Origin of the sequence: Comamonas resistens (assembly GCF_030064165.1) — a bacterium.
Lineage (GTDB): Bacteria > Pseudomonadota > Gammaproteobacteria > Burkholderiales > Burkholderiaceae_C > Comamonas > Comamonas resistens.
Map to the genome: position 1 here is coordinate 3,341,771 of NZ_CP125947.1, position 24,685 is coordinate 3,366,455.

A 24,685-nucleotide genomic window follows, 5' to 3' on the forward strand; every position below is an offset into this window, starting at 1 on the left:
GCGTTTTATGGATCACCACAAAACGCCGAAAACATCGGATTTTTTGCAATGGAGAGCCTGCTGACCAGCCGGCCCGCAGGCGGCAGCGTCGCCATCTTGGGCTGAAGCTGCGCCAGCCGATCGCCTACTTCTGAGCTGCTTTGCCGCTCTTGGCCTGGGCGGGGTCCTGAGTGGCCGGCGTCCAGGCAGACAACCATTGCTTGAAGATGTCCTGCATGGGCAAAGCGGGCAGATTCGAGGCACCGTCGGCACGCAGGGCTTCGGCCACGGATTTCTGCCAGGCCTCCAGGGCTTGCTGCAGACCGCTGGCAAACGCCTGCTGGTTCTTGATCGCGATGTCGCTGGCGTTCTTCGCATTGATCATGCGGTCTTCGAGCCTGCGCATGACTGCCTCGGCGGGCAGGCTTGCCAGTGATTGCCAGTCCTCGGCTTGGAGCAGGCTGTGCAGCTCCGCCGTGGTTTCGCTGAGGCCCGCAGCACTGGTCTGCTGCACGGCCTCCAGCCAGCGATGACCGCTTTCACGCATCAGCTGGGCGATGCGCAACTGCAACTCTGCATTGGCCTTGAACAGATTCAGGGGGGTCGCTTGAATGCTCATGTCAGTCTCCGCACGGTGATGATGGAGCCTCGCAACAAGGCTGGCGGACCGCCCGATTTATCACCATGGCCGGGCGGCCATTGAGAAACCAATACTCGAATACGTACCGACCAGGCGCATCCTCCAGCGGCCTGAAGTGCTTGCCGCCCATGCATGGCGGCAGCAACGGGACGGCCTTGAGCCATACTCGGCTGCTGCCCCGTGTAGTTGTGATCAACCATGGTTGCCTCTTTTGCTGCATGGCAATATCGCAACATCTTAGGGGGCATACGTGTTTTCACATATTCAATCCCCACAAAACTTGCGCTTCATCAAGCTACACCGGCACGGGCATGGCCTCCAGCCCCCGAGCAGTGGCAGCCTCGCCTAGGCGCCCCACGCTGCAGGCGTCGCAGAACAACAATGCTCCCCGACTCATGACCGGGTTTTGACAACGGCGATGGCCGCAGCATTTTCCGAATATGTGTAATAATCGAGAGCTTTTTGCGGAAAGTACACCGGGCTGGCCGGTGCGGCTCCCGCACTTGACCAAAGGAAGATCATGAAAGAAGGCATTCACCCCGACTACCGCGAAGTTCTGTTCGTGGACCTGTCCAACGGCTTCAAGTTTGTGACACGTTCTTGCGTGAACACCAAGGAAACCGAAACCTTCGAAGGCAAGGAATACCCCCTGTTCAAGCTGGATACCTCCTCTGAATCGCACCCCTTCTACACTGGCACACAAAAGTCGGTGGACAACATGGGCGGCCGCGTGGAGAAGTTCCGCAACCGCTTCGGCAAGAAGTAATTTCTACTTTTTGCGAGCAAGGGCAGCCGGGCAACCGCGCTGCCTTTTTTTTGCCCGCGATGGCGCCCAGCCCGGTGCAGCTGAATGACTGTGCCAGCACGGTGCCGTATCCAGACCTCTTCAACGCTCCTATCATGGGAGCATCTTGCGCTTGCTCACAAAGCGCTACCGCTTGATTTGACCGTCAATCATCCGACGGCCTACACAGGATTGTTCGCGTGAATCAGCCCACTCCCGCCATTGTTGCCCAGAGCGCCGTGCGCAGACTGCCCCGCTGGGCGCTGCTTTTGCTTTGCCTGGCTTATGTGGTTCCTGGCTTTGTCATGCGCGGCCCCTGGCGCTCCAATGACATGGAGGCGTTTGGCTATATGCGGGAGCTGGCTCTGGGCAACACCTCCTGGCTGACTCCTCTGCTGTCTGGCCTGTCGCCCAGCATGGATGGGTTGCTGCCCTACTGGCTTGGCGCCTTGTCCCTGCAGACGCTTGGCGGGTTGCTCGGGCCGGAGATGGCGACGCGCATCCCCTTCGCCGCACTGCTGGTGCTGACGCTGGCGGCCACCTGGTGGGGGGCCTACTATCTGGCGCGCACGCCAGGTGCACAGCCCGTGGCTTTCGCCTTTGGCGGCGAAGCTCAACTGGTGGATTATTCCCGCGCCATGGCGGATGCAGCGCTGCTGGCCCTGGTCGCCTGCCTGGGACTGGCCCAGCTGTCACACGAAACCACGAGCTACGTCACCCAGTTGGGATGCACCGCCCTGCTGTTCTTTGCAGCCTCTGCCATGGCCTATCACCCCTACAAGGCCGCCGCCGCCATGGTGTTCGGCATGCTGGGCATGGGCTTGAGCGGTGCGCCCACCATGGCCGTGCTGTTTGGCCTGGGCGCAAGCATCATCACCTTCACCCAGCGCAGCTGGGGTGACAACCCCGGCCGGGTACACCAGCAGGCTCGCCTGTGGGCTGCAGCCTGGCTGGCCGCCACCCTCATAGGCGCAGCCCTGATTACCGGCCTGCAACAATGGAGCTGGCATCTGGTGGACTCCACCCGGGATGCCGGCGAGCTGCTGCAGCTGTTGCTGTGGTTTTGCTGGCCTGCATGGCCTCTGGCACTCTGGACCTTGTGGGTCTGGCGCCGCCAGATCGCCGAACCCAGCCACTACCCGCACCTGAGCATCGCGCTGCTGTTTGCACTGCTGCCGGTCATTGCCTGCCTCAGCAGCACACCGGCCGACCGCGCCCTGCTGCTGGGTCTGCCCGCCATCGCAACGCTGGCTGCCTTTGCCCTGCCCACCTTCCGCCGCAGCATCAGCGCACTCATAGACTGGTTCACCTTGCTGTTCTTCACGGCAGGCGCACTGGCCATCTGGGTGGTGTGGCTGGCATTCCAGACCGGCTACCCACCCAAGATTGCCGCCAATATTGCGCGCCTGGCCCCGCAATTCGAAGCCAGCATTTCCTGGCCCACCGTCATCGTGGCTCTGATCGCCACCGCCGGCTGGTTTGTGCTGGTGGTCTGGCGCACTTCGCGCAACCGTGCCGCCATCTGGAAAAGCCTGGTGCTGCCCGCCAGCGGTGCCACGCTGGGCTGGGTGCTGCTGTCCACACTCTGGATGGCGCCACTGGATCACGCCCGCAGCTATGAGTTCCAGATGCAGCAGCTGGCTTCCAGCATGCAACAAAACCGGGCACAAAGCTGCGTGCTGACCTATGGCCTGGGCCGCTCACAGATCGCAGCCGTGCGCTACTACACCCATGTCGACACGGCTTTGCTGCGCCGCAGCACGCCCGATGTCTGCGACTGGGCCCTGGTAGATGCCGACCGCTGGGCCGGCGACCATAACCGGCTACTGCGCCAGGGCTGGGAAGAGGTCTCGCGCATCAACCGTCTTGCGGGCAAAAAGGAAGTGCTGATTCTGCTCAGGCGCAGCGACATGGCCAAAAAGCCATGAAAGGCGAGCTTCAGCACATCAGCCGCCATGCTGTCACGGTGCTGGCAGGCCAGCTGGCCGTGATGGCCTTTGGCACGACAGACACCATTGTTGCCAGCCGCTATTCCGATGAAGCCGTGGCCGCCCTGTCTGTGGGGTCGGCCATTTTTGTCAGTGTCTATGCCTCGCTGATGGGCATTTTTCAGGCCCTGCTGCCGCTTTGGTCCGAGCAACGCGGCGCGGGCCAGGCACAGGCCATAGGACACTCTCTGCGCCAGTCCATGTATCTGTGCCTGCTGGCCTGCCTGCTGGGCATGTCGGTCCTGCTGATGCCCGATGCCCTGCTGCGCTGGACCCATGTTCCCGAAGCCATGCAGCTCGAAGTGAAACGCTATCTGAGCGTACTGGCCTGGGGCTTGCCTCCGGCCCTGCTGTTTCGCATCTACAGCGCGCTCAACCAGGCCCTGGGCCATCCGAAGCTGGTGACCTGGCTGCAGCTGACCTCTTTGCTCATCAAAATACCGCTTTCCATCTGGTTCACTTTCGGTGGCCTGGGTCTGAACCCCATGGGAGCCGTGGGCTGCGCCCTGGCCACGCTGGTCGTCAACTACACCATGTTTGGCGTGGGTCTGTGGCTGATCCGCACCCAGGATCTCTATACACCTTTGGCCCTATGGACCCGGATGGAGCGACCTGACATCCGGATGCTGGCGCGTTTTTGCCGGCTGGGCATTCCCGCGGGTCTGGCCATTCTGGTGGAAGTCACTTCCTTTACCCTGATGGCGCTGTATGTTGCACGCCAGGGCTCGCTGTCTTCGGCCAGCCACCAGATCGCCGCCAACCTGGCCGCCATTGGCTATATGTTCCCGCTGTCCCTGGCCATTGCCGCCAGCGCCCGCGTCAGCTACTGGCGTGGTGCCGGCGACGAAGCCCAGGCTCGGCAGCTGATTCAACAGTGTTTCAAGCTCTCGACGCTTATGGGGGCTGCGGTTGCAGCTACGCTTTTAATTGCGCGCGGCCTGATTGCCGACATCTATACCGACTCCAACCAGGTGCAGGCCCTGACCTCCTGGCTGCTGATCTGTGTGGCGGCCTACCATCTGGCAGACTCTGTACAAACCTACTGCATCTTTGTGCTGCGCAGCTACCGCGTCACGGTGGCTCCGCTGCTCATTTATTGCGTGCTGCTATGGGGTGGTGGCCTGGGCCTCGGTTACTGGATAGCCTATGAATGGCAGGCTCCGGCCTCATGGCATGGCTGGCAGGCCACGCCCATGCCGTTTTGGGCCTGCAGCACGGCAGCCCTGTTCCTGACGGCAGCAGCCTTCAGCACCATTTTGTTCAGGGTCATCAAACCAGCCCCCGAACAGGCCTAGCGCCGCACCCCTCAGCTCTGCGCAGTCGACGCCAGTTGCGGGGCAGCTGTCGCCGCTCGCACGCGGCTGGCCGGGAAAGTCACGGCAAACTCAGAACCCTTGCCTTGCTCGCTCGCGATGCTGAGCACGGCGCCATGGCGCTGCAGCACATGCTTGACGATGGCCAGTCCCAGTCCTGTGCCCCCCGTATCGCGGGAACGGCTGCGATCCACACGGTAAAAACGCTCGGTCAGGCGGGCTACATGCTTGGGATCAATGCCCGGGCCGGAATCCTTGACCGCAAAGCGTGCCGAACCATCGGCAAGCTGCACCCAGCTCACATCGATCTGCCCACCGGCCGGCGTGTAGCGCATGGCATTGCCCAGCAGATTGGAAAACGCGCTGTGCAGCTCTGCACTCGCGCCGGCGATGTCTCCGGCCTGCGCCAGCACGGCATCATCCGGGAAATTCAGCACATGGGGACGGTTCTGTTTGCGCGTCAGAGTGGCAGATAGACCGCGCGCTTCGTTCTCGCAGCGCTTAAGCAACTGGGCCACCGACATCCAGTCGTTATGGCTGGGCGGAGGGCTGCCCTCCAACCGGGACAACGTCAGCAGATCTTCCACCAGATGCTGCATGCGCTCGGCCTGCTGGGACATCAGTTCCAGATAGCGTTTGCGCTCGTCGGCCTCCAGAGGCAGGTTCTGCAAGGTCTCGACAAAGCCCGCCAACACCGTCAGCGGCGTGCGGATTTCATGAGAGACATTGGCCACGAAATCACGGCGCATGGCCTCGGCCTGCTCCACCGCCGTCACATCGCGGGCCAGCAACAGCTTGCGCCCCTCGCCATAGCCATACAGCTGCACCGACAGCTTGACGGGCCGCGACGGCGTGCTTTCGCGTCCCTGCATCACCAGATCCCGGGTGAAATCCTGCGCAGCAAAATATGCGCTGAACTGAGGGTCTCGCAGCAGATTGCCAATGCTTTGCATCACGTCGCGATTCGCATCAAAGCCGAACTGGCGCGCCGCGATCTGGTTGCACCATTCGATGCGGCCCTGGGCATCCAGCAGAACCACGCCGTTGGGACTGGCCTGGAGTGCCGAAAGAATATCGCTGAGGCGCTGATCCCCCTGCTGGGCCTGCTGCACGGTCTGACGGATCCAGCGGCGCATGCGTATGCTGGCCTCACCCCAGATACCCGACAGATTGGGCGCATCGCCAAGACTGGACTGACGCAGCCAGCCCAGCAGGCGCGCACCGTTCCAGCTATCCACCAGCCACCAGATCCAGCCACCAATCAGTGCACCGGCCAGAGCTGCCAGACATTGCTGGACACCACCGGCCTGAGGCTGAACCCCGTAGCTCCAAACCAGCCAAGCCACCAGTGCCGCCGCGATCTGAGAGGCCAGTAAACGAAATCCACGCCACCCCATATTGATGTTCTCTTGTGATTTTTACGGAGGCCCGATCTGTGGTGATCGGGCCGTGGCAGTTCATGAGGACTTACGCCAGCGAGGATATGCCGAGATGTTGCCTTGAGGCAAAGCGTTGGCCTGAACCCGAGTGGCGTAAGCCGTATTTATCAGCCTCAGGCCAGGGCCTGCGCACTGAAGCGATAGCCTGCGCCGCGCACGGTCTCGATCAAGGTACCGGCCACGCCCAGCGATTCGCGCAGACGCTTGACATGCACATCGACCGTGCGCTCCTCGATGAACACATGGTCACCCCAGACCTTGTCCAGCAGCTGGGCTCGGCTGTGCACACGCTCCGGGTGCTTCATCAGATAGTTGAGCAGCTTGAACTCCGTAGGGCCGATCTTGAGTAGATCGCCCTGCCAGCTCACGCGGTGAGCCGCGGCGTCCAGCACCAACTCGCCGATGCTGACCTTGTCCTGCATTTGCTCGGGGGCACGGCGACGCAGCACGGCGCGAATGCGCGCCAGCAACTCCTGCGTGGAAAACGGCTTGGTGATGTAGTCATCCGCGCCGGCATCCAGCCCCGCCACCTTGTCCGGCTCATCGCCGCGCGCGGTCAGCATCAGAATGGGCACGCCTTTGGTGCGGCTATCGGCGCGCCATTTGCGCGCCAGCGACAGACCGCTGGCACCCGGCAACATCCAGTCCAGAAGTATCACCTCGGGCAGCACCGCATCCAGCTCGCGTTGCGCGGAAACACCGTCTTCCGCCCAGACAGGCTGGAAGCCGTTATGCCTCAAATTGACCGCAATCAACTCTGCAATCGCGGGTTCGTCCTCCACGATGAGGACCATGGGCATCTTCTTCATCCCTTGAATTCCTCCTGCTTCACTGCAATGCAGATTCGATTTCCGCCATGGTCTGATGGCGCACATCCTTGCCCTCGACAAGGTAGATGATCAGCTCGGCCACGTTCTTGGAGTGGTCGCCGATACGCTCGATCGCCTTGGCCAAGAATAGCAAGTCCAGGCTGGCCGAGATCGTGCGCGGGTCTTCCATCATGTAGGTGATGAGCTTGCGCACAAAGCCGTCAAACTCGTCGTCGATCAGGTCGTCTTCCTTGAGGATGGCCACTGCTGCCTTGGTATCGAGGCGGGCAAATGCATCCAGAGTCTTGCGCAGCAAGTCGGACGCCATCTCGGCCGCCACACGTAGCTCGCCGCTGGGCAGGGAACGCGCCGCGCCGCTTTCGATGATGGCCTTGACCATGCGGGCCATCTTGCAGGCCTCGTCGCCCATGCGCTCCAGATTGGCCGTAGCCTTGGAAAACGCGATCAGCAGGCGCAGATCACGCGCCGTGGGCTGGCGGCGGGCAATGATGGACGAGAGTTCATGGTCGATTTCCACTTCCATGGCGTTGACGCGATTTTCCGTCGCGATCACCTGGTCCACGGCTTCGCGGCTGAAGCTGGTCAGGGCGTAGACGGCATTGCGGATCTGCGATTCAACCAGGCCGCCCAGCTCCATCACGCGGGCCGAGACACGGTTGAGTTCGGCATCGAACTGGCTGGAGAGATGTTTTTCTGTCATATGCGTTTCATTTTTAATGAAAATGGTCTCTAGCGCCCGTCTATCAAGCGCAAACAGCTATCAATTCAAGAGCTTTACCCATCAACCGAACCTACCCGTGATGTAGTCTTCGGTTTCCTTGCGCTCTGGCTTGAAGAACATCTTTTCCGTCTCGCCGAATTCCACCAGATCGCCCAGATACATATAGGCCGTGTAATCGCTGCAGCGCGCGGCCTGCTGCATGTTGTGGGTCACGATGACCACGGTGTATTCATCCTTGAGCTCGGCAATCAGCTCTTCGATCTTGGAGGTCGAAATCGGGTCCAGCGCCGAGCAGGGCTCGTCCAGCAGCAACACCTCGGGCTTGATGGCAATGCCGCGGGCAATGCACAGACGCTGCTGCTGGCCGCCGGACAGACCCGAGCCCGTCTGATTGAGCTTGTCCTTGACTTCGTTCCACAGCGCAGCCTTGCGCAGCGCCCATTCCACGCGGTCATCCATGTCGGAAGCGTTGAGATTTTCAAACAGCTTCACACCGAAGGCGATGTTGTCATAGATCGACATGGGAAACGGCGTGGGCTTCTGGAACACCATGCCGACCTTGGCGCGAATCAGCGCCACATCCTGCTTGCTGGTGAGCAGGTTCTCGCCGTCCAGCAGGATCTGGCCTTCTGCACGCTGCTCGGGGTACAGCTCGAACATGCGGTTGAAGGTACGCAGCAAGGTGGACTTGCCGCAGCCAGAGGGGCCAATGAAGGCCGTGACCTTCTTTTCGGGAATGTCCAGATTGATGTTCTTGAGCGCGTGGAACTTGCCGTAATAGAAGTTCAGGTCGCGTACGGACAGCTTGGAGTTGGCGGAAACAGAAGTTGCAGTCATGTCTTGCACTCTCGAATTATTTTTGGCGAGTGATGAAGCGCGCCAGGATATTCAGGCCCAGCACGGCCACCGTGATCAGGAACACACCGGCCCATGCCAGGTGCTGCCAGTTCTCATAGGGGCTCATCGCAAATTTGAAGATGGTCACGGGCAGGCTGGCCATGGGCTTGCTCATGTCCGCATTCCAGAACTGGTTGTTCAGCGCGGTGAACAGCAGCGGGGCGGTCTCGCCGGCGATACGGGCCACGGCCAGCAGCACCCCGGTGATCACACCGGCGCGGGCGGCTCGCAGTGTCACCATGATGATGACCTTCCACTTGGGCGTGCCCAGGGCGTAAGCCGCTTCGCGCAGGCTGGCAGGAACCAGCACCAGCATGTTCTCGGTGGTGCGGATGACCACGGGAATCACGATCAGCGCCAGAGCAACCACACCGGCCATACCGGAGAAGCTCTTGACGCGCACCACGACCACGGTGTAGACAAACAGACCGATGACGATGGAAGGCGCAGACAGCAGGATGTCGTTGACAAAGCGCGTCGCGCTGGCCAGCCAGCCCTTTTTGTCGTACTCGGCCAGATAGACGCCAGCCATGACGCCAATGGGCGTGCCGACGAAAGTGGCCAATGCCACCATCATCAGCGAGCCGAAGATGGCATTGGCAATGCCCCCCTCCTCATTGGGCGGCGGTGTCATCTGCGAGAACAGGGCCAGGCTCATGCCGCCCACACCCAGGCGGATGGTTTCCCAGAGAATCCAGATCAGCCAGAACACGCCAAACAGCATGGCGCCCATGGACAGGGCCAGGGCGACCTGGTTGAGACGCTTGCGCCTGTCGTACTTGGCCTGACGAACCGCAGCCAGATCGGCGGCGTTGAGCATTTTGGTGGAAGTCGAGCTCATGAGCGTGCACCCTCATTCTTTTGCAGGCGGTTGAGCAGCAGCTTGGACAGCGCCAGCACCACAAAGGTGATGAAGAACAGAACCAGGCCCAGATAGATCAACGAAGCCTGGTGCAGACCTTCGCCAGCTTCGGCAAATTCGTTGGCCAGCGCCGAGGTGATGCTGTTGGCTGCCTCGAAGACCGACAGGGAATTGAGCTGGTTCATATTGCCGATCACGAAGGTCACGGCCATGGTCTCGCCCAGGGCACGGCCCAGGCCCAGCATGATGCCGCCGAGCACGCCGGTCTTGGTATAGGGCAGAACCACTTTCCAGACCACTTCCCAGGTGGTGGAGCCCAGGCCGTAGGCCGATTCCTTGAGCAGGGCCGGAGTGACTTCAAACACGTCGCGCATCACCGAAGCGATGAAGGGGATGATCATGATGGCCAGGATGATGCCGGCCGACAGAATGCCGATGCCCACGGGGGGGCCCGACACGAAAGCGCCCAGATACGGCACGCCGGAAAGCAGGTTCTGCAGCGGCTGCTGCACATAGGTCGCCAGCACAGGCCCGAACACCATCAGGCCCCACATGCCGTAAACAATCGAGGGAACGGCCGCCAGCAATTCGATGGCCGTGCCCAGAGGGCGCTTGAGCCAGGCTGGCGAGAGTTCCGTCAGGAACAGGGCAATGCCGAAACTCACGGGCACTGCAATGATGAGCGCGATGGCCGAGGTGGCCAGCGTGCCGTAAATCATGACCAGGCCGCCGTACTGGTTCTGCACGGGATCCCAGACGCTGCTGGTCAGAAAGCCCAGGCCATATTCGTGGATGGCGGGCCATGCGCCAAAGACCAGTGACACCATGATGGCCACCAGCAGCGCCAGCGTCAGCATGGCGGCCAGACGTGCCAGGCCACCAAATAAACGATCCGCCAGACGGCCCGAGATCATCGGTGCACGTGGCGGAGAAGGGATGCGCTGCTGAGCGGATTGCTGTTTGTTCATGGCAGCCAGCGAGCTTGAGGGCGACGTAGTGGACACTGGAAGCGCCTTTATTCGCAAGAAGGTGGAAAAAGCCACGAGATGCCGACCGGTTCGGCATCTCGCGACGGGTGGCTTACTGTGTTACGGCTTTGCCGGAGGTGTCCTTGATCTGGCCCCAGGACTTGTAGATCACATTCTTGACGGACTCAGGCATGGGTACATAGTCCAGGTCTGCGGCAGTCTTGTCGCCATTCTTGTAGGCCCACTCGAAGAACTTCAGCGAAGTTGCAGCCTGTGCGGGCTTTTCCTGGGTCTTGTGCATCAGGATGAAGGTGGCCGATGTGATGGGCCATGCGCTCTTGCCAGGCTGGTTGGTCAGGATCTGGTAGAAGCTCTTGGCCCAGTCGGCGCCGGCAGCGGCTGCCTTGAAGGTGTCGTCATCGGGAGAGACGAAGCTTCCGTCCTTGTTCTGCAGCTGGGTGAATGTCAGCTTGTTCTGCTTGACATAGGCGTACTCCACATAACCGATGGAGTTGGGCAGACGGCCCACGAAAGCGGCCACGCCTTCATTGCCCTTGCCGCCGGCGCCCGTAGGCCAGTTCACTGCCGTGCCTTCGCCGACCTTGTCCTTCCACTCGGAGTTGACCTTGGACAGATAGTTGGTGAAGCCGAACGTGGTGCCCGAGCCATCAGCGCGGCGTACAGGGGTGATGGCAGCGTCAGGCAAAGCCACGCCGGGGTTCAGTGCCGTGATGGCAGCGTCGTTCCACTTGGTGATCTTGCCCAGGTAGATGTCGCCCAGTACCTGGCCGTTGAGCTTGAGCTGACCGGGAGCCACTCCCTTGATGTTGACCACGGGCACAATGCCGCCGATCACGGTGGGGAACTGCACCAGGCCCTTCTTTTCCAGCTCGTCATCCTTCAAAGGCGCATCGGAGGCACCGAAGTCAACGGTCTTGGCATCGATCTGCTTGACGCCGGCGCTGGAGCCCACCGACTGGTAGTTCACCTTGACGCCAGTCGCCTTGTTGTAATCGGCAGCCCACTTGGAATACAGAGGAGCGGGGAAACTCGCACCAGCACCTGTGGCTTCCTGGCTTGCATGTGCCATACCGGCAGCAGACAGAGCAGCGGTAACCAGAACGTGAATCAGAGACAACTTCATGTAACGACCTTTGGGGTTGAAAGACTCGATGCACTGGAATGTAAAAACCATTTATGACAGCGTCGTGACACAAACATTTCCGTCATTCATGTTGTCATACACCAGGATTTTTATCGTCATACTCCTGACACACGAGGTCTCCAGACTGGCTTGCCCCGTGTTTTTGCCTGCTGTCGCATGCCTTGCGTTCAGTGAATACCCGAGCACCATGAGGTTTCAAGCAGACGCTCACACCTGCAACAACGCAGCTGCTGCATATTCACGTGTCTGCATGCCGCGCAGCCCCGGGGTCGCGCCTGTTTTCAAGAACACCACACCAACAAGATTTTGAATGGCTCCTGAATCTTTGCTTGCCGCCGTCGATCTAGGTTCGAACAGCTTTCGACTCGAAATCGGCCGTGTCGGCTCCCACCAGCGCATAGAGCGCGTGGAATACCTCAAGGAAACCGTGCGCCAGGGCAACGGGCTCAACAGCCGTCACGAGCTGTCCCTGGATGCCATGCAGCGCGGCTGGGAGTGTCTGGCCCGCTTTGGCGAACGCCTGAGGGGTTTTGCCCCCGCCCATGTGCGCGCCGTGGCGACGCAGACCCTGCGCGAAGCCTGCAATGCAGACGACTTCGTGCGCCGCGGCAGCGAGCTGCTGGGCTTTCCCATTGCAATCATTCCAGGCGAGGAAGAGGCCCGGCTGATCTATCGCGGCGTCTCCAGCTCTTTGCCACCCAGCCAGAATCGGCGCCTGGTCATCGACATCGGCGGCCGCTCCACCGAAATCATCATCGGTCAGCAAAGCCAGACGCTTCAGCTGGCGTCGTTTGCACTGGGCAGCGTGTCATGGAGCAACCGCTTCTTTGCCGATGGTGCATTGAGCAAATCCAACTTCGCGCAAGCTGTAGCCGCCGCCAAACAAGCCCTGGACCAGTCCCGGTTCGCCTACCCCGGCACTGCCTGGGACTGTGCTTACGCCTCCTCGGGCACGGCCAATGCCGTGGGCGATGCTCTCACGGCCCAGGGCATGGATGGCAAGGTCATCACGCTACGCAAGCTGCGCCATCTCTACGACCAGTTGCTGGAAATCGGCCATGTGGACAAGCTGCGCATCCCCGGCCTCAAGGAAGACCGCCGTCCCGTGGTCGCAGGCGGCATCAGCGTGATGCTGGCCGTGGTGGAGCTGCTGGACATCAACGAACTGGAGGTCGCACAAGGCGCACTGCGCCAGGGCGTGCTGCATGACCTGCTGGACCATGAGCCGCCGGCCGACAAGGAACTGGCCGAGATCCAGGCCCTGCAACAGGACTTCGGCATAGACACCGGCCATGCCGAGCGCGTGGAGCGCATCGCCATGCAGCTGTGGCAGGCCATAGAGCCCGCAAACACACCGCAAGCCGGCACCCAGGCTCTGCATATTGCGACGCAGCTGCATGAAGTCGGCATGCGCGTGGCCCTGAGCAACTATCACCGCCATGGCGCCTACATCACCGAACACTGCGGGCTGGCCACCTGGGAACCCGCGCTGCGCCAGCGCATCACCCAGCTGGTGCTGGGCCATCAGGGCAAGCTGCGCAAGCTGGAAGACGCGATCGAGGAGCCAGAGCTGGCCCTGCCACTGATGGCCTTGCGCATTGCCGTGCAGCTTTGTCATACAAGACGTGAGCCCGACATTGCAGGCCTGCAACTCAGGCGCTCCGGCATGGAGTGCAGGCTCAGCACCCCTCAGGGATGGATGCTGGCCTACCCTCAATCTGCCAGATTGCTCGAAGAGGAAGCCATGGCCTGGAGCAAGACGCCCTGGAGCCTGAAGCTTCAGCTGCGTTGATCCGACGCACTGCACCCATAAAAAAGGGACTGTCTTGCAGTCCCTTTTTTATCTCTTGGTCAACCCTGAAATGCTATTTAATTTGCAGCATTTGACGCTCTACAAGCATGAGATATTCAATCAAAACATATTGAAGTTCATACATAGATAGCACCAGAAGCTCACTAAAACATAGCACCAGGCATCAGCGCCCTCGTCCATAGCGCTCCACCAGAGCCTGCTGTGCACCGCTTCCATCGACGGGGCGCTTGGGCTTTTGATAGGCCCCGGAAGCCTCCAGCGTCCAGGCATCTCTGTCGTCGCCCAGGTAAGCCACCAGGCACTCATCAATCACGCGCTGGCGCAGCTTTTTATCCAGCACAGGCCATGCCAGTTCCACGCGGCGCACCATGTTGCGGCTCATCCAGTCCGCGCTGGACAGCAGCAGCTCCTCGTCCTTGCCCCAGGCAAAATAGAAGACGCGCGAATGCTCGAGAAATCGGCCGATGATGGAGCGCACACGAATATTGTCGGTAAAGCCCTGGCGCTGCGCCGGCAGCATGCAGGCCCCGCGCACGATCAAATCGATTTGCGCCCCCTTCTGCCCCGCATCGACCAAAGCCCGGATCAAAGGCTCATCGGTCAGCGCATTCATCTTGATGACCATGCGCGCATGCTCGCCCTTGGCGGCAGCATCGCCCACCTTCGCGATCAACTCCAGCATGCGGCTTTGCAGATGGAACGGAGCCATCACCAGCTTTTGCAGCTGGGGCATGGCATTGTGGCTGGAGAGATGGCGGAACACCGCGTCCATATCGGCCGTGATTTCCGCATCGCAGGTCAGCTGGCTGATGTCCGTGTACAGACGCGCGCTGCGCACGTTGTAGTTGCCTGTAGACAGATGTGCGTAGCGCTTGAGCTGGTTGCTGCGCTTTTCGCGCCGCGTGATCAGCAGCATCTTGGCATGGGTCTTGAGGCCGACCACGCCGTAGACCACCTGCACGCCCAGCGATTCCAGCTTCTCGGCCCAGTTGATGTTCGCCTCTTCATCAAAGCGCGCCTTGAGCTCCAGCACCGCCAGCACTTCCTTGCCACGCCCCACCGCCTCTGCCAGCAGGCTCATGATTTCGGAGTCCGAGCCCGTGCGGTAAATGGTTTGCTTGATCGCCAGCACCTGCGGATCGTTCACGGCTTCGCGCAGCAGTTCCAGCACCGCATCAAAGCTCTCGAAGGGCTGATGAATGATGATGTCGCTCTTGCGCATCTGCGCCATGATGGGGCGTTCAGGCGTCAGCTGCGTGGGCCAGGTGGGCTTCCACTTGGGAAACAGCAAGGCCGGGTCGTCGACCAGATCGACCAGCTGCATCTGGCGCACCAGATTCACAGGCCCCTTGACCTTGAACAGCGCCTCGGCCGGCAGGCCATATTGCTCGAGCAGCAAATCCGACAGCATGGGTGAGCAGGATGATGAAACCTCCAGCCGCACGGCCTGGCCATAGTGACGATGATTGAGACCCTGACGCAACGCCATGCGCAGATCGACCAGATCATCCTCATCGACCGCCAGATCCGAATTGCGCGTCACGCGGAACTGGGAGAATTCAGTGACTTCGCGCTCAGGGAACAGCTCGGCCAGATGCGCACGCACCACGCTGGAGATGCTGACAAAAAGGCGCTGCTTGCCCGAAATCTTCTCCGGCAGGCGAATGAGCCGCGGCAAAGCCCGTGGCACCTTGACAATGGCCACCTCATTGGAGCGACCAAAGGCATCCACACCATTGAGGCGCACGATGAAATTCAGCGCCTTGTTGGCCACCTGAGGAAACGGGTGCGACGGATCCAGCCCCACGGGCATGAGCAAAGGCTGTACCTCGCGCAAAAAGAACTCTCTGACCCATTTGCGCTGCGTTGCATTGCGCTCGCCATGCGAGACCAGCCGGATCGCATGCTTGGCGAATGCGGGGATGATGGAGTGGTTGTAGAGGTGATACTGATGCGCGACCAGTGCGTGGGCCGTCGCCATCAGGGTTTCAAAACTGCGGCGGGTATACAGCCCCTTGTCGTCGCCGGCATTGGCCGCCGACACATGGGGCGCGCTGCGCACCTCGAACCATTCGTCGAGATTGGAAGAAACGATGCAGAGGTAGCGCAGGCGTTCCAGCAGCGGCACGTCTTCACGCTCCGCCCAGCTCAACACCCGCTGATTGAACGCCAGAATGCTGTGATCACGATCCAGCAATTCCAATGTAGCGGCTGGCGGCTCGGACGGCGGAAGCGAGACGGGGGCCTTGGCGACGGTGCGACGACGGCGAGGAGCCGCCTTGGAGGCCAGAACCTTGGCGCTGGCAGGCGCTGGAGCCTGCACCGTTGATCCCGACAAAGGTTGAGCGCCAGGCACAGCGCTGGGGGTTTCTACATTGTCTCTTGCCAATCCCAGGGAAGCAGGTCCCGCCCCCGGATGAGCAGGCGTCAGAGGCTCAGATGAAGAGGAGGCGCGGCGAACCTCGGATGCATTAAAAGATGTAACTGAACCCGGAACAGATTGAGACATGTCATCAAAGGCAGGAAAGCCAAGAAGTACCCTTTAAGGGCTTTCCCACAGTCTGCCCGCCATTTATGACGATTTTGTGACTCTTTGATGACTTGCCTGACTCATATCATGACGATTCAGCCTGCTTTCACAACCTGCACCAGCCGTTCTGCGCAATTGCTGGCCATCGCTTCATCCCTGGCTTCCACCATGACGCGCAGCAAAGGTTCGGTACCGCTGGCCCGGATCAGCACCCGGCCGCTATCTCCCAGCTGCTTCTCCACCTCTTGCTGAGCCAGAGGCAATTGCTCATTTTTCTTCCAGTCCTGACCGGGCTGCAAACGCACATTGATCATGACCTGAGGGAAAAGCTGCACGTTCTCCAGCCACTGCGCGACCGTCTTGCCGGAGCGCACACAGGCCTGCAGTACCTGCAGGGCACTGACCAGACCATCGCCCGTGGTGTGCTTGTCCAAGGCCAGCAAATGCCCAGAACTCTCACCCCCCAGTTGCCAGCCATTGGCGCTCAGGGCTTCCAGCACATAGCGGTCACCGACCTTGGCACGGACAAAGCCCACGCCCTGCGCCTTCAAGGCCTGCTCGATAGCCATATTGGTCATCAGCGTACCGGCCACCCCCGGCACAGATTCATCTCGCGCCAGACGATCAGCGGCCATCAGATAAAGCAGCTCGTCCCCGTTGAACAGGCGCCCCTTGGCATCCACCAATTGCAGGCGGTCGGCATCTCCGTCGAGCGCAATGCCGAAATCGGCGCTATTCGCCCGCACCGTGCGCACCAGCGCATCAGGATGGGTCGCGCCAACGCCCTCGTTGATGTTCAGGCCATCCGGCGAGCAGCCGATGGAGATCACATGCGCTCCCAGTTCATGGAACACCTTGGGAGCAATCTGATAGGCCGCACCATGCGCCGCATCGACCACGATCTTCAGACCGCGCAATGACAGCTTGTGGTCAAAGGTACTCTTGCAGAATTCGATATAGCGACCGGCAGCGTCCTCCAACCGGCTTGCCTTGCCCAGTCCTGCCGAGTCCACCCACACAGGCTCTTGCAGCAATGCAGCTTCCACCTCTTCTTCCCAGGAATCGGGCAGCTTGGTGCCCTGGGCGCTGAAGAATTTGATGCCGTTGTCATAGAACGGATTGTGGCTGGCACTGATCACGACGCCGAGACTGGCCCGCTGCGCCCGGGTCAGATAAGCCACTCCAGGCGTTGGCAGAGGCCCCAGCAGCATCACGTCAACACCGGCAGAGGCAAAGCCAGACTCCAGCGCGCTCTCCAGCATATAGCCCGAAATCCGCGTGTCCTTGCCAATCAATACCAAAGGGCGCTCCTGGGTGCGACGCAGCACGCGCCCCACGGCATGGGCCAGGCGCAATGCGAAGTCCGGAGTGATCGGAGACTTTCCCACAGTTCCTCGAATACCGTCGGTCCCAAAATATTGGCGTGCCATGGCTCTCTCCCCTCTTTCTTTTCGATCAAATAAGTTGAAGCCGCAAAATCTAAATAGCCGAGTCCTGCATGGCCTGCCACACTGACAGCGCATCCACGGTCTCTTTGACATCATGTACCCGAACAATGCGGGCACCTCTCTCCACCGCCAGCAACGCAGCAGCCACGCTCGGGATCATTCGCTGATCCACCGACAGCCCCGAAACCTGGCCCAAAGAGCCTTTGCGGGACCAGCCAGCCAGCAGAGGAAAGTCTAGTTCCAGCAGGCTCTGCTGATGTGCAAGCAAGGCAAAATTTTGTGCGACGCTTTTACCGAAGCCGATGCCGTAATCCCAGACAATGCGCTCGCGCGCAACGCCCGCTTTCAGTAGCGGTGCCGTGACCTCCACCAGGAAATCGCGTACGTCCGTCACCACATTGCCTTGCATGTGATCCAGGTGCATATTCTGCGGCGTGGCATGCATGTGCATGAGGCAGACTCCACAACCAGGGTGCGCCGTGATCGTCTCCCTGGCACCGGGCTGGCGCAGTGCCCAGATGTCGTTGACGATATCCACCCCCATATCGAGAGCCTCACGCATGACTTCGGGCTTGTAGGTATCGATGGAAATCGGCACCTGCAGCTTGACGGCCTCCGCCAGCACGGGCAGCACACGCTCCAGCTCCTGCTGCAAAGGAACTGCCGGCGAGCCAGGCCGTGTGGACTCTCCGCCGATGTCCAGAATATGAGCCCCATCGCGCAACAGCTTCTCCGCATGGCTCATGGCCCCCTTGACGCCCGCGTGTTGTCCACCATCCGAGAAAGAATCCGGCGTCACATTGACAATGCCCATGACCTGGGGTTTGTCCAGATTCAAAATAAAACGCGAGGTTTGCCATTGCTGCGACATGATGACTCCAATGCTCATAGATAAAAAACAAAAGGCCCCTAAGGGCCTTTTGTGACTCACTTGTCAATCAAGCGGTAGTGGGCGAAGGCTCGGCATTCGAGGCCGGAGTTCCTCCGGAAGAGTTGCCGCCATCGGAAGATGGAGGGTTCCGGGGAGTCCAGTCCTTGGGTGGACGAGGTTCCTTGCCTGCCATGATGTCGTCAAGCTGCTCCGCATCAATGGTTTCCCAGTCGAGCATGGCCTTGGCCATGGCATGCATCTTGTCGCTATTGTCTTCGATGAGCTTGCGTGCCAGGCCGTACTGCTCATCGATGATGCGGCGAACCTCCGCATCGACCTTCTGCATGGTCTCTTCACTGATGTTGCTGGACTTGCTCATGGAGCGGCCCAGGAAGGGCTCACCTTCCTGCTCGGCGTACACCATGGGACCCAATGCATCGGTCATGCCGTAGCGGGTCACCATGTCGCGAGCGATTGCCGTGGCACGTTCAAAGTCATTCGATGCACCGGTGGTCATCTGGTTCATGAAGACTTCTTCAGCAATACGGCCGCCGAACAGCATGGCGATCTGGTTCAGCATGTACTCCTTGTCATAGGAGTAGCGGTCCTTCTCGGGCAGGCTCATGGTCACGCCCAGCGCACGGCCACGCGGGATGATGGTGACCTTGTGCACGGGATCGCACTTGGGCAGCAGCTTGCCGATCAAGGCATGGCCAGCCTCATGGTAGGCCGTGTTGCGGCGCTCTTCCTCGGGCATGACCATGGTCTTGCGCTCGGGGCCCATGATGATCTTGTCCTTGGCTTTTTCGAAGTCCTGCATCTCCACGGTGCGCGCATTGCGGCGCGCAGCCATCAGAGCGGCTTCGTTGCACAGGTTGGCCAGATCGGCGCCCGACATGCCGGGCGTGCCTCGCGCAATGATCGCAGGGTTCACATCCTGACCCACGGGAATCTTGCGCATGTGCACGTTCAGGATCTGCTCGCGGCCACGGATATCGGGCAGCGTCACATAGACCTGACGGTCAAAGCGTCCTGGGCGCAGCAAGGCCGCATCCAGAATGTCGGGGCGGTTGGTGGCAGCGACAACGATCACACCGAGGTTGGTCTCGAAACCATCCATCTCGACCAGCATCTGGTTCAGGGTCTGCTCGCGCTCGTCGTTGCCGCCGCCCATGCCGGCGCCACGCTGGCGACCGACGGCGTCGATTTCGTCAATGAAGATGATGCAAGGCGCATTCTTCTTGGCATTCTCGAACATGTCGCGCACGCGGGCAGCGCCCACGCCGACGAACATTTCCACGAAGTCGGAACCCGAGATCGAGAAGAACGGCACCTTGGCTTCGCCCGCAATCGACTTGGCCAGCAGCGTCTTGCCGGTACCTGGAGGGCCAACCAGCAGCAGACCACGAGGAATGCGGCCACCGAGCTTCTGGAACTTGTTGGGGTCCTTGAGGAAGTCCACGACTTCCTTGACCTCTTCCTTGGCTTCATCGCAACCGGCCACATCGGCAAAAGTCACGGTGTTGTTGTTCTCGTCCAGCATGCGCGCCTTGGACTTGCCGAAGCTGAAGGCACCGCCCTTGCCCCCGCCCTGCATCTGGCGCATGAAGTAAACCCACACGCCGATCAACAGCAGCATGGGCCCCCAGCTCACGAGCAGGGTCATCAGCAGCGAGCCTTCTTCGCGGGGCTTGACGTCAAACTTGACGTTGTTGTTGATCAGATCGCCAACCAGACCACGATCCAGGTAGGTGGCGGTGGTACGGATCTTGCGGTCATCCGTCGTGGTGGCCACGACTTCAGTGCCGCCGGAACCTTCCTGAATGGTTGCGCTCTTGATGCGGTTGCTGCGCACCTGTTCCAGGAATTCGGAGTAACCGACATGGGAGGCACCACCAGCGCCGCGGGTGTCAAATTGCTTGAACACCGTAAACAGCACCATGGCGATGACCAGCCAGACGGCGATTTTTGAAAACCACTGATTGTTCAAGCGGGGCTCCAAGGAATATTCAGACGTAAAGACCAGAAGCGGACTTCCAGACCTAGTTGAGGTTCATTTTAGGTGTTTCAAGCAGCAAGGCCGCCTATTTCCCCCTATAGCGGCCATAGGCAGAATGCAGTCTTGCACCAAACCTGCCCTAAGCCTCTGTTTTATCTAGGCTTTGCGCTATCAGTTTCGCTGATTTGCTGCACCGGGCCATAAGGTCAAATGTCCCTATGTCAGCCGCCAGCTTCATCAGGCACCGCTCTTGAGGCCCATACCGACCAGGAAAATCTCGGCAGACCGGTCGCGCGATGCCTTGGGCTTGATGGGCTTGACCACCTTGAAGGTTTGCTTGAACAGATCCACCAGCTCGTTATAGCCGCTACCGTGGAACAACTTGACCACCAGCGCGCCCTCGGGCTTCATGTTGTTGATCGCGAAATCGACGGCCATCTCGATAAGCACCGCGACCCGCGCCCCGTCCGTAGCGCCATGGCCCGAAAGATTGGGCGCCATGTCCGACACCACCACATCGGCCTTGCCGCCGCCCATGGCTTCTTCCAACTGAGCCAGCACAGACTCTTCACGAAAATCGCCCTGGATGTAATGCACACCCTCTATGGGCTCCATGGGCAGCAGATCCAGCGAGATGATGCGGCCGTTGAGCTCGCCCACAGCCGCACCGCTGGGAGACAGGCGACGGCGCACATACTGGCTCCATGCGCCGGGCGCGCAACCCAGGTCAACCACGGTGTACCCTGGTTGAATGAGCTTCAAAGACTCGTCGATTTCCTTGAGCTTGTAGGCCGCGCGTGCACGATAGCCATCCTTCTGGGCAGCTTTCACATAGGGATCATTGATGTGATCGTGCAGCCAATTCTTATTGACCTTCTTGCTTTTGGTTTTGGTTTTCATGTCTGAATTCTCGCAGCCTTGATAATATGGGTATGCCCCAAATTGAATTAACTCCCGCAGAGCGCCGGGTACACCGCGCTGAAGCCCACCATCTGGACCCTGTGGTCATCATCGGTGGCGATGGTTTGACCCCTGCCGTACAGAAGGAAGTGGACGCCGCCCTCAATGCCCATGGTCTGATCAAGGTTCGCGTTTTCGGCGACGACCGTGCAGTCCGCGAGCAGATCTATCAACAACTTTGCGACGAACTGAACGCCGCTCCCATCCAGCACATCGGCAAGCTGTTGGTGCTGTGGCGCCCCACCCCCGAAAAGGAAAAGGCGTTTGACGAAGACCGCATGCCCGGCCCTCGCGACATCAAGGTGCTCAAGTTCGGTCGTGCGGGCCAGAAGCCCGAAGTCAAGCAGCTGCGAGTGCTCGGCAACCAGCGCCTGACCGCCGGCGGCACCATCAAGCGCGCCAAGCCCAAGCAGAAGTCGGTCAAGAAAGGCCGTCAGGACTGATCTGACGATCCGCCCTGTCTGCCCGCCCACCCGCCTTTTTTCTTCGCCTAGACCACCAAGCCATGGCTCAGACCACACAGCAGCAACGCCACATTCTTTGCATGAAATGGGGCACCAAATACGGCCCGGAGTACGTCAACCGACTCTACGCCATGGTGCGCCGCCATCTCAGCGGAGATTTTCGCTTTGTCTGCCTGACCGACAGCACAGAGGGGATTCGCTCCGAAGTGGAGTGCTTCCCCATCCCCGACCTGAACATTCATCTGGCTCCCGGCCAGCGTGACGGCGCCTGGAAGAAGCTCACCACCTTCGAGCGCGACCTGCACGGCCTCAAGGGTCAGGCGCTGTTTCTGGACCTGGATGTGGTGATTGTGGGCAGCCTAGACGAGTTCTTCACGCTGCCCGGCGACTTCCGCATCATTCACGACTATCCACGTTTCTGGCGCTTTGGCGAACGCATTGTCGGCAACTCTTCGGTCTACCGCTTCGAGCTGGGTGCCCATGCCGATGTGCTGGAGCATTTCCGTGCACACACAGAAGAGATGCGCGCCAAGTACCGAAACGAGCAGGAGTACCTGTCGCACTTTCTGCACAAGCAGGGCAAGCTTGACTACTGGCCTGCAGCCTGGTGCCCCAGCTTCAAGTACTACTGCATTCCGACCTGGCCCACCAACTACTGGAAGGAGCCGGTGCCGCCGACCGATGCGCGCATCGTGATCTTCCACGGCGAAGTGAACCCGCCAGATGCCCTGGAAGGCCGTCGCAACAAGCGCTTTCGCCATATCGAGCCCGCCAGATGGATAGAAAAGGCCTGGGGCTGAGGAACGGCTGCAGTTGCAAGTTGCAGCCTCAAAAACAAAAGGCGTTGACCGCAAGGTTCAACGCCTTTTTTGTGGCCGCCCGATTTCATCAACGAGCGGCCGGCATGCCGAACAGGCTCAGCGGTACCTGGCATCGACCAGCGGACGCCCCTTCATGCGCGAGAGAATGGACAACGGGCTGGCTGCGGGGTTGTATTCGCTGCCTGGCGGCAGAAACAAGGTCTGCTCCAGCATGTACTGCCCCGACATGACGGCATGCACTGCCTGATCGGAGAAGCACACCCAGGTGGAGCCTGCCGCAAAAGGCACGGTTTCCTGGGGTGCATTTTTCTGATAGTCAGGATCACCCTTCATGCCGTCGTGCAGCTGCAGCATCAGGTGGTCGTATTCGCTGCGATAGGACTTGGTCACATGCAGCAGCTCCAGCGCCTTGGCCTGCCAGGCGCTGTAGGGCTTGGCACGCGGTACAAAACGCTTGGCGACATCGGTGAACGGCTCGCCCACGCGCCAGACGCGCGGCTGGCCCTCGGGGTTGACATTGGTGAAGACTCGCAAGATGCGCTCGCCATAGTTGGGCCGCGAGGGAAATGCGTCCACATGCATGCGCTTGTCGTCGGCACGCCAGGACTGAGCGCGCGTTTCAACCTGCGAGGGGCGGTAGCTGGTAGGCGCCATACGCACCACCGGCATATAGGCGGGAAACAGGCCCGCAATCAGCGCCGTGGCCTGCTCGCGAAAGCGCCCCACCATGGCTGCCACCTGCTTTTGCGTGGCTTCGTCACCCGCCACACCCTTGATCGAGCCATCAACATTGAGGCTGATATTGCGCGTCTTGGGGTCACGCACATCGGGGCGCAGCAGTGTTTTCTCCTGCTCGGTCAGCTCGAAGGTCAGCTGCGGAAAGTACAGCACCTTGCCGGCTTCGACGGCAGCAGTCCATTCATCGCGTCCCTGGACATTGCTCCAGTCGGTCGCGTCGATTTTTACGATTTGAGATTCCATGGCTTCGGCAGTGTACTCCCCGCTACTGGAGCGAGCTTGGCCTGGATCAAGCCGGCTTGCGAGTACCTGCCACACGCCAAAGCACCAGGGCTGCACACAGCCACTGCAAGGCGTACATGACCGTACCCACGCCATGCCAGAGCTTGAGATTCTCGCGCGCCACGATCTTGGGCGAGACACCGTACTGGACGAGCAAGGCCAGCAGCATGCCTGTGATCACAAAACCGATAGCGGCCTGCGCCCACTGCTCCATCTTTTCAGCATGTTTTCTCTTTGAAAACACCAACAGCAGCGCGCAGCATGCTATGGAAATCCAGGTCTGCGCCGCAAACAGCTTGGCCGCCATAAAGCCTGCCAACGCAGGCGTAGGCAGGTTGGCAAAGAGCATGGGCACGGCCACAAAACCAATAGCGCTCAGGCTACCCCACCACAGAGCGGCAAAGAAAACAGGCAAGCGTTCAAACATCATGGTGAAACGTCAGCATGGCAGAGCGCAAACCAGAGATGCCTAGCAAGAGCCGCCTCGCAGCGAGGGCATCGTCCCCTCCCGCAGCGCGAAGCGCTTAGCAAGAGGGGAAGGCGCGCAGCGCCTCAGGGGTGATCAGATGTACTTTACGCCCACGATCTCGTAGCGGCGCTCGCCACCGGGCGCCTGCACCACGGCGGTATCGCCCTCTTCCTTGCCGATCAGAGCGCGGGCAATGGGGCTGGACACATTGATCAGGCCATGCTTGAGGTCGGCCTCGTCCTCGCCCACGATCTGGTAGGTCACGGCTGCGCCGCTGTCTTCGTCTTCCAGATCCACGGTCGCGCCAAACACCACACGGCCACCGGCATCCAGCTCGGAGGGGTCGATGATCTGGGCGGCGGACAGTTTGCCTTCCACCTCGATGATGCGGCCTTCGATGAAGCCTTGCTGCTCCTTGGCGGATTCGTATTCGGCGTTCTCGCTCAGGTCACCCTGGGCACGGGCTTCGGCAATGGCCTGGATGACGGCAGGACGCTCCACGGTCTTCAGACGTTGCAGCTCGACCTTGAGCTTTTCAGCGCCGCGCTTGGTGATGGGAATGGTGGCCATGGACAAGTCTCCAAATTCAGTAAACGCCGCGCATGGCACGGCACCTCTCGCACGATCCCGCCAGACAAAGCCCAGCAGGGGCCCGTGCCCCAAAAGCAAACCGCCGCACGTTGCCGCGCGGCGGTTGAAATTCA

Annotated in this window: 22 protein-coding genes; 6 read left to right on the forward strand and 16 right to left on the reverse strand. The window is 60.4% G+C overall.

Annotation, left to right across the window (positions count from 1 at the left end):
* Positions 1 to 124: 124 nt before the first annotated feature.
* Entirely contained in the window at positions 125 to 598 is a 474-nt protein-coding gene (locus QMY55_RS15590) for a phasin family protein (protein ID WP_283485091.1), read from the reverse strand.
* A gap of 541 nt (positions 599 to 1,139) precedes the next feature.
* Between QMY55_RS15590 and QMY55_RS15595 the strand changes: the two genes are divergently transcribed.
* The 3 genes from QMY55_RS15595 (at position 1,140) to QMY55_RS15605 (ending at position 4,686) form a co-directional block, all read left to right on the forward strand.
* The gene (locus QMY55_RS15595) at positions 1,140 to 1,385 is read left to right on the forward strand and encodes a type B 50S ribosomal protein L31 (protein ID WP_184708200.1); all 246 of its coding nucleotides are present in this window, start codon (positions 1,140 to 1,142) and stop codon (positions 1,383 to 1,385) included.
* Positions 1,386 to 1,603: 218 nt separating this feature from the next.
* Positions 1,604 to 3,331 (forward strand): hypothetical protein, encoded by a 1,728-nt coding sequence (locus QMY55_RS15600; protein WP_283485092.1) that lies wholly within the window; start codon positions 1,604 to 1,606, stop codon positions 3,329 to 3,331.
* Positions 3,328 to 4,686 carry an MATE family efflux transporter gene (locus QMY55_RS15605; protein WP_283485093.1) on the forward strand — a complete coding sequence of 453 codons (1,359 nt, stop codon included), beginning with the start codon at positions 3,328 to 3,330 and terminating at the stop codon, positions 4,684 to 4,686. Before QMY55_RS15600 ends, QMY55_RS15605 begins: the two co-directional genes overlap by 4 nt.
* Positions 4,687 to 4,697: 11 nt before the next feature.
* Here QMY55_RS15605 and phoR read toward each other — a convergent pair whose 3' ends face one another.
* The 7 genes from phoR to pstS all read right to left on the reverse strand — a co-directional run bounded on the left by phoR (position 4,698) and on the right by pstS (position 11,565).
* On the reverse strand, positions 4,698 to 6,101 hold the full coding sequence (gene phoR, locus QMY55_RS15610; protein WP_283485094.1) for a phosphate regulon sensor histidine kinase PhoR: 1,404 nt from the start codon (positions 6,099 to 6,101) through the stop codon (positions 4,698 to 4,700).
* Positions 6,102 to 6,256: 155 nt separating this feature from the next.
* The gene (gene phoB, locus QMY55_RS15615) at positions 6,257 to 6,952 is read right to left on the reverse strand and encodes a phosphate regulon transcriptional regulator PhoB (protein ID WP_283485095.1); all 696 of its coding nucleotides are present in this window, start codon (positions 6,950 to 6,952) and stop codon (positions 6,257 to 6,259) included.
* 19 nt (positions 6,953 to 6,971) lie between these two features.
* A complete protein-coding gene (phoU, locus tag QMY55_RS15620) occupies positions 6,972 to 7,673 on the reverse strand; it encodes a phosphate signaling complex protein PhoU (protein WP_283485096.1) in 702 nt (233 codons plus the stop codon).
* Positions 7,674 to 7,754: 81 nt separating this feature from the next.
* Positions 7,755 to 8,531 carry a phosphate ABC transporter ATP-binding protein PstB gene (gene pstB, locus QMY55_RS15625; protein ID WP_283485097.1) on the reverse strand — a complete coding sequence of 259 codons (777 nt, stop codon included), beginning with the start codon at positions 8,529 to 8,531 and terminating at the stop codon, positions 7,755 to 7,757.
* 16 nt (positions 8,532 to 8,547) lie between these two features.
* Positions 8,548 to 9,432 (reverse strand): phosphate ABC transporter permease PstA, encoded by an 885-nt coding sequence (gene pstA, locus QMY55_RS15630; protein WP_283485098.1) that lies wholly within the window; start codon positions 9,430 to 9,432, stop codon positions 8,548 to 8,550.
* Positions 9,429 to 10,367, reverse strand: a complete 939-nt coding sequence (gene pstC / locus QMY55_RS15635; RefSeq protein WP_283488978.1) for a phosphate ABC transporter permease PstC — start codon at positions 10,365 to 10,367, stop codon at positions 9,429 to 9,431. The genes pstA and pstC overlap by 4 nt, the downstream gene beginning before the upstream one ends.
* Positions 10,368 to 10,533: 166 nt before the next feature.
* Complete coding sequence (gene pstS / locus QMY55_RS15640) at positions 10,534 to 11,565, reverse strand: phosphate ABC transporter substrate-binding protein PstS (RefSeq protein WP_283485099.1); 1,032 nt, start codon at positions 11,563 to 11,565, stop codon at positions 10,534 to 10,536.
* Between the two features lie 331 nt (positions 11,566 to 11,896).
* Between pstS and QMY55_RS15645 the strand changes: the two genes are divergently transcribed.
* Positions 11,897 to 13,378 (forward strand): Ppx/GppA phosphatase family protein, encoded by a 1,482-nt coding sequence (locus QMY55_RS15645; RefSeq protein ID WP_283485100.1) that lies wholly within the window; start codon positions 11,897 to 11,899, stop codon positions 13,376 to 13,378.
* A 184-nt stretch (positions 13,379 to 13,562) separates the two neighbouring features.
* Here QMY55_RS15645 and ppk1 read toward each other — a convergent pair whose 3' ends face one another.
* The 5 genes from ppk1 to QMY55_RS15670 form a co-directional block, all read right to left on the reverse strand.
* Positions 13,563 to 15,602: a polyphosphate kinase 1 gene (gene ppk1 / locus QMY55_RS15650; protein ID WP_407650702.1), complete on the reverse strand. Its 2,040-nt coding sequence runs from the start codon at positions 15,600 to 15,602 to the stop codon at positions 13,563 to 13,565.
* Positions 15,603 to 16,024: 422 nt separating this feature from the next.
* Complete coding sequence (gene glmM / locus QMY55_RS15655) at positions 16,025 to 17,359, reverse strand: phosphoglucosamine mutase (protein WP_283485102.1); 1,335 nt, start codon at positions 17,357 to 17,359, stop codon at positions 16,025 to 16,027.
* 49 nt (positions 17,360 to 17,408) lie between these two features.
* Positions 17,409 to 18,248 (reverse strand): dihydropteroate synthase, encoded by an 840-nt coding sequence (gene folP / locus QMY55_RS15660; RefSeq protein ID WP_283485103.1) that lies wholly within the window; start codon positions 18,246 to 18,248, stop codon positions 17,409 to 17,411.
* Between the two features lie 67 nt (positions 18,249 to 18,315).
* Positions 18,316 to 20,238 (reverse strand): ATP-dependent zinc metalloprotease FtsH, encoded by a 1,923-nt coding sequence (gene ftsH / locus QMY55_RS15665; RefSeq protein WP_283485104.1) that lies wholly within the window; start codon positions 20,236 to 20,238, stop codon positions 18,316 to 18,318.
* 246 nt (positions 20,239 to 20,484) lie between these two features.
* Positions 20,485 to 21,147, reverse strand: coding sequence for an RlmE family RNA methyltransferase (locus QMY55_RS15670; RefSeq protein WP_283485105.1), 663 nt, complete (start codon positions 21,145 to 21,147; stop codon positions 20,485 to 20,487).
* A 32-nt stretch (positions 21,148 to 21,179) separates the two neighbouring features.
* Between QMY55_RS15670 and QMY55_RS15675 the strand changes: the two genes are divergently transcribed.
* Positions 21,180 to 21,650 carry a YhbY family RNA-binding protein gene (locus QMY55_RS15675; RefSeq protein ID WP_283485106.1) on the forward strand — a complete coding sequence of 157 codons (471 nt, stop codon included), beginning with the start codon at positions 21,180 to 21,182 and terminating at the stop codon, positions 21,648 to 21,650.
* A gap of 62 nt (positions 21,651 to 21,712) precedes the next feature.
* Positions 21,713 to 22,471, forward strand: a complete 759-nt coding sequence (locus tag QMY55_RS15680) for a glycosyl transferase (RefSeq protein ID WP_034367331.1) — start codon at positions 21,713 to 21,715, stop codon at positions 22,469 to 22,471.
* 117 nt (positions 22,472 to 22,588) lie between these two features.
* Here QMY55_RS15680 and QMY55_RS15685 read toward each other — a convergent pair whose 3' ends face one another.
* From QMY55_RS15685 to greA, 3 genes are all read right to left on the reverse strand, one after another.
* Positions 22,589 to 23,473, reverse strand: a complete 885-nt coding sequence (locus QMY55_RS15685) for a Kdo hydroxylase family protein (RefSeq protein WP_283485107.1) — start codon at positions 23,471 to 23,473, stop codon at positions 22,589 to 22,591.
* Between the two features lie 46 nt (positions 23,474 to 23,519).
* On the reverse strand, positions 23,520 to 23,939 hold the full coding sequence (locus QMY55_RS15690; RefSeq protein ID WP_283488979.1) for a DUF4149 domain-containing protein: 420 nt from the start codon (positions 23,937 to 23,939) through the stop codon (positions 23,520 to 23,522).
* A gap of 135 nt (positions 23,940 to 24,074) precedes the next feature.
* Positions 24,075 to 24,551, reverse strand: coding sequence for a transcription elongation factor GreA (gene greA / locus QMY55_RS15695; protein WP_283485109.1), 477 nt, complete (start codon positions 24,549 to 24,551; stop codon positions 24,075 to 24,077).
* Positions 24,552 to 24,685 lie beyond the last annotated feature (134 nt).

Coding starts and splice junctions, on each gene's coding strand:
- QMY55_RS15670 (WP_283485105.1), bottom strand. CDS start 21,147: ATGAAAACCAAAACCAAAAGCAAGAAGGTCAATAAGAATTGGCTGCAC.
- pstS (WP_283485099.1), bottom strand. CDS start 11,565: ATGAAGTTGTCTCTGATTCACGTTCTGGTTACCGCTGCTCTGTCTGCT.
- QMY55_RS15590 (WP_283485091.1), bottom strand. CDS start 598: ATGAGCATTCAAGCGACCCCCCTGAATCTGTTCAAGGCCAATGCAGAG.
- greA (WP_283485109.1), bottom strand. CDS start 24,551: ATGGCCACCATTCCCATCACCAAGCGCGGCGCTGAAAAGCTCAAGGTC.
- pstC (WP_283488978.1), bottom strand. CDS start 10,367: ATGATCTCGGGCCGTCTGGCGGATCGTTTATTTGGTGGCCTGGCACGT.
- pstA (WP_283485098.1), bottom strand. CDS start 9,432: ATGAGCTCGACTTCCACCAAAATGCTCAACGCCGCCGATCTGGCTGCG.
- QMY55_RS15605 (WP_283485093.1), top strand. CDS start 3,328: ATGAAAGGCGAGCTTCAGCACATCAGCCGCCATGCTGTCACGGTGCTG.
- QMY55_RS15645 (WP_283485100.1), top strand. CDS start 11,897: ATGGCTCCTGAATCTTTGCTTGCCGCCGTCGATCTAGGTTCGAACAGC.
- phoR (WP_283485094.1), bottom strand. CDS start 6,101: ATGGGGTGGCGTGGATTTCGTTTACTGGCCTCTCAGATCGCGGCGGCA.
- folP (WP_283485103.1), bottom strand. CDS start 18,248: ATGTCGCAGCAATGGCAAACCTCGCGTTTTATTTTGAATCTGGACAAA.
- QMY55_RS15595 (WP_184708200.1), top strand. CDS start 1,140: ATGAAAGAAGGCATTCACCCCGACTACCGCGAAGTTCTGTTCGTGGAC.
- QMY55_RS15675 (WP_283485106.1), top strand. CDS start 21,180: ATGCCCCAAATTGAATTAACTCCCGCAGAGCGCCGGGTACACCGCGCT.
- QMY55_RS15680 (WP_034367331.1), top strand. CDS start 21,713: ATGGCTCAGACCACACAGCAGCAACGCCACATTCTTTGCATGAAATGG.
- QMY55_RS15690 (WP_283488979.1), bottom strand. CDS start 23,939: ATGTTTGAACGCTTGCCTGTTTTCTTTGCCGCTCTGTGGTGGGGTAGC.
- QMY55_RS15685 (WP_283485107.1), bottom strand. CDS start 23,473: ATGGAATCTCAAATCGTAAAAATCGACGCGACCGACTGGAGCAATGTC.
- phoB (WP_283485095.1), bottom strand. CDS start 6,952: ATGAAGAAGATGCCCATGGTCCTCATCGTGGAGGACGAACCCGCGATT.
- pstB (WP_283485097.1), bottom strand. CDS start 8,531: ATGACTGCAACTTCTGTTTCCGCCAACTCCAAGCTGTCCGTACGCGAC.
- phoU (WP_283485096.1), bottom strand. CDS start 7,673: ATGACAGAAAAACATCTCTCCAGCCAGTTCGATGCCGAACTCAACCGT.
- glmM (WP_283485102.1), bottom strand. CDS start 17,359: ATGGCACGCCAATATTTTGGGACCGACGGTATTCGAGGAACTGTGGGA.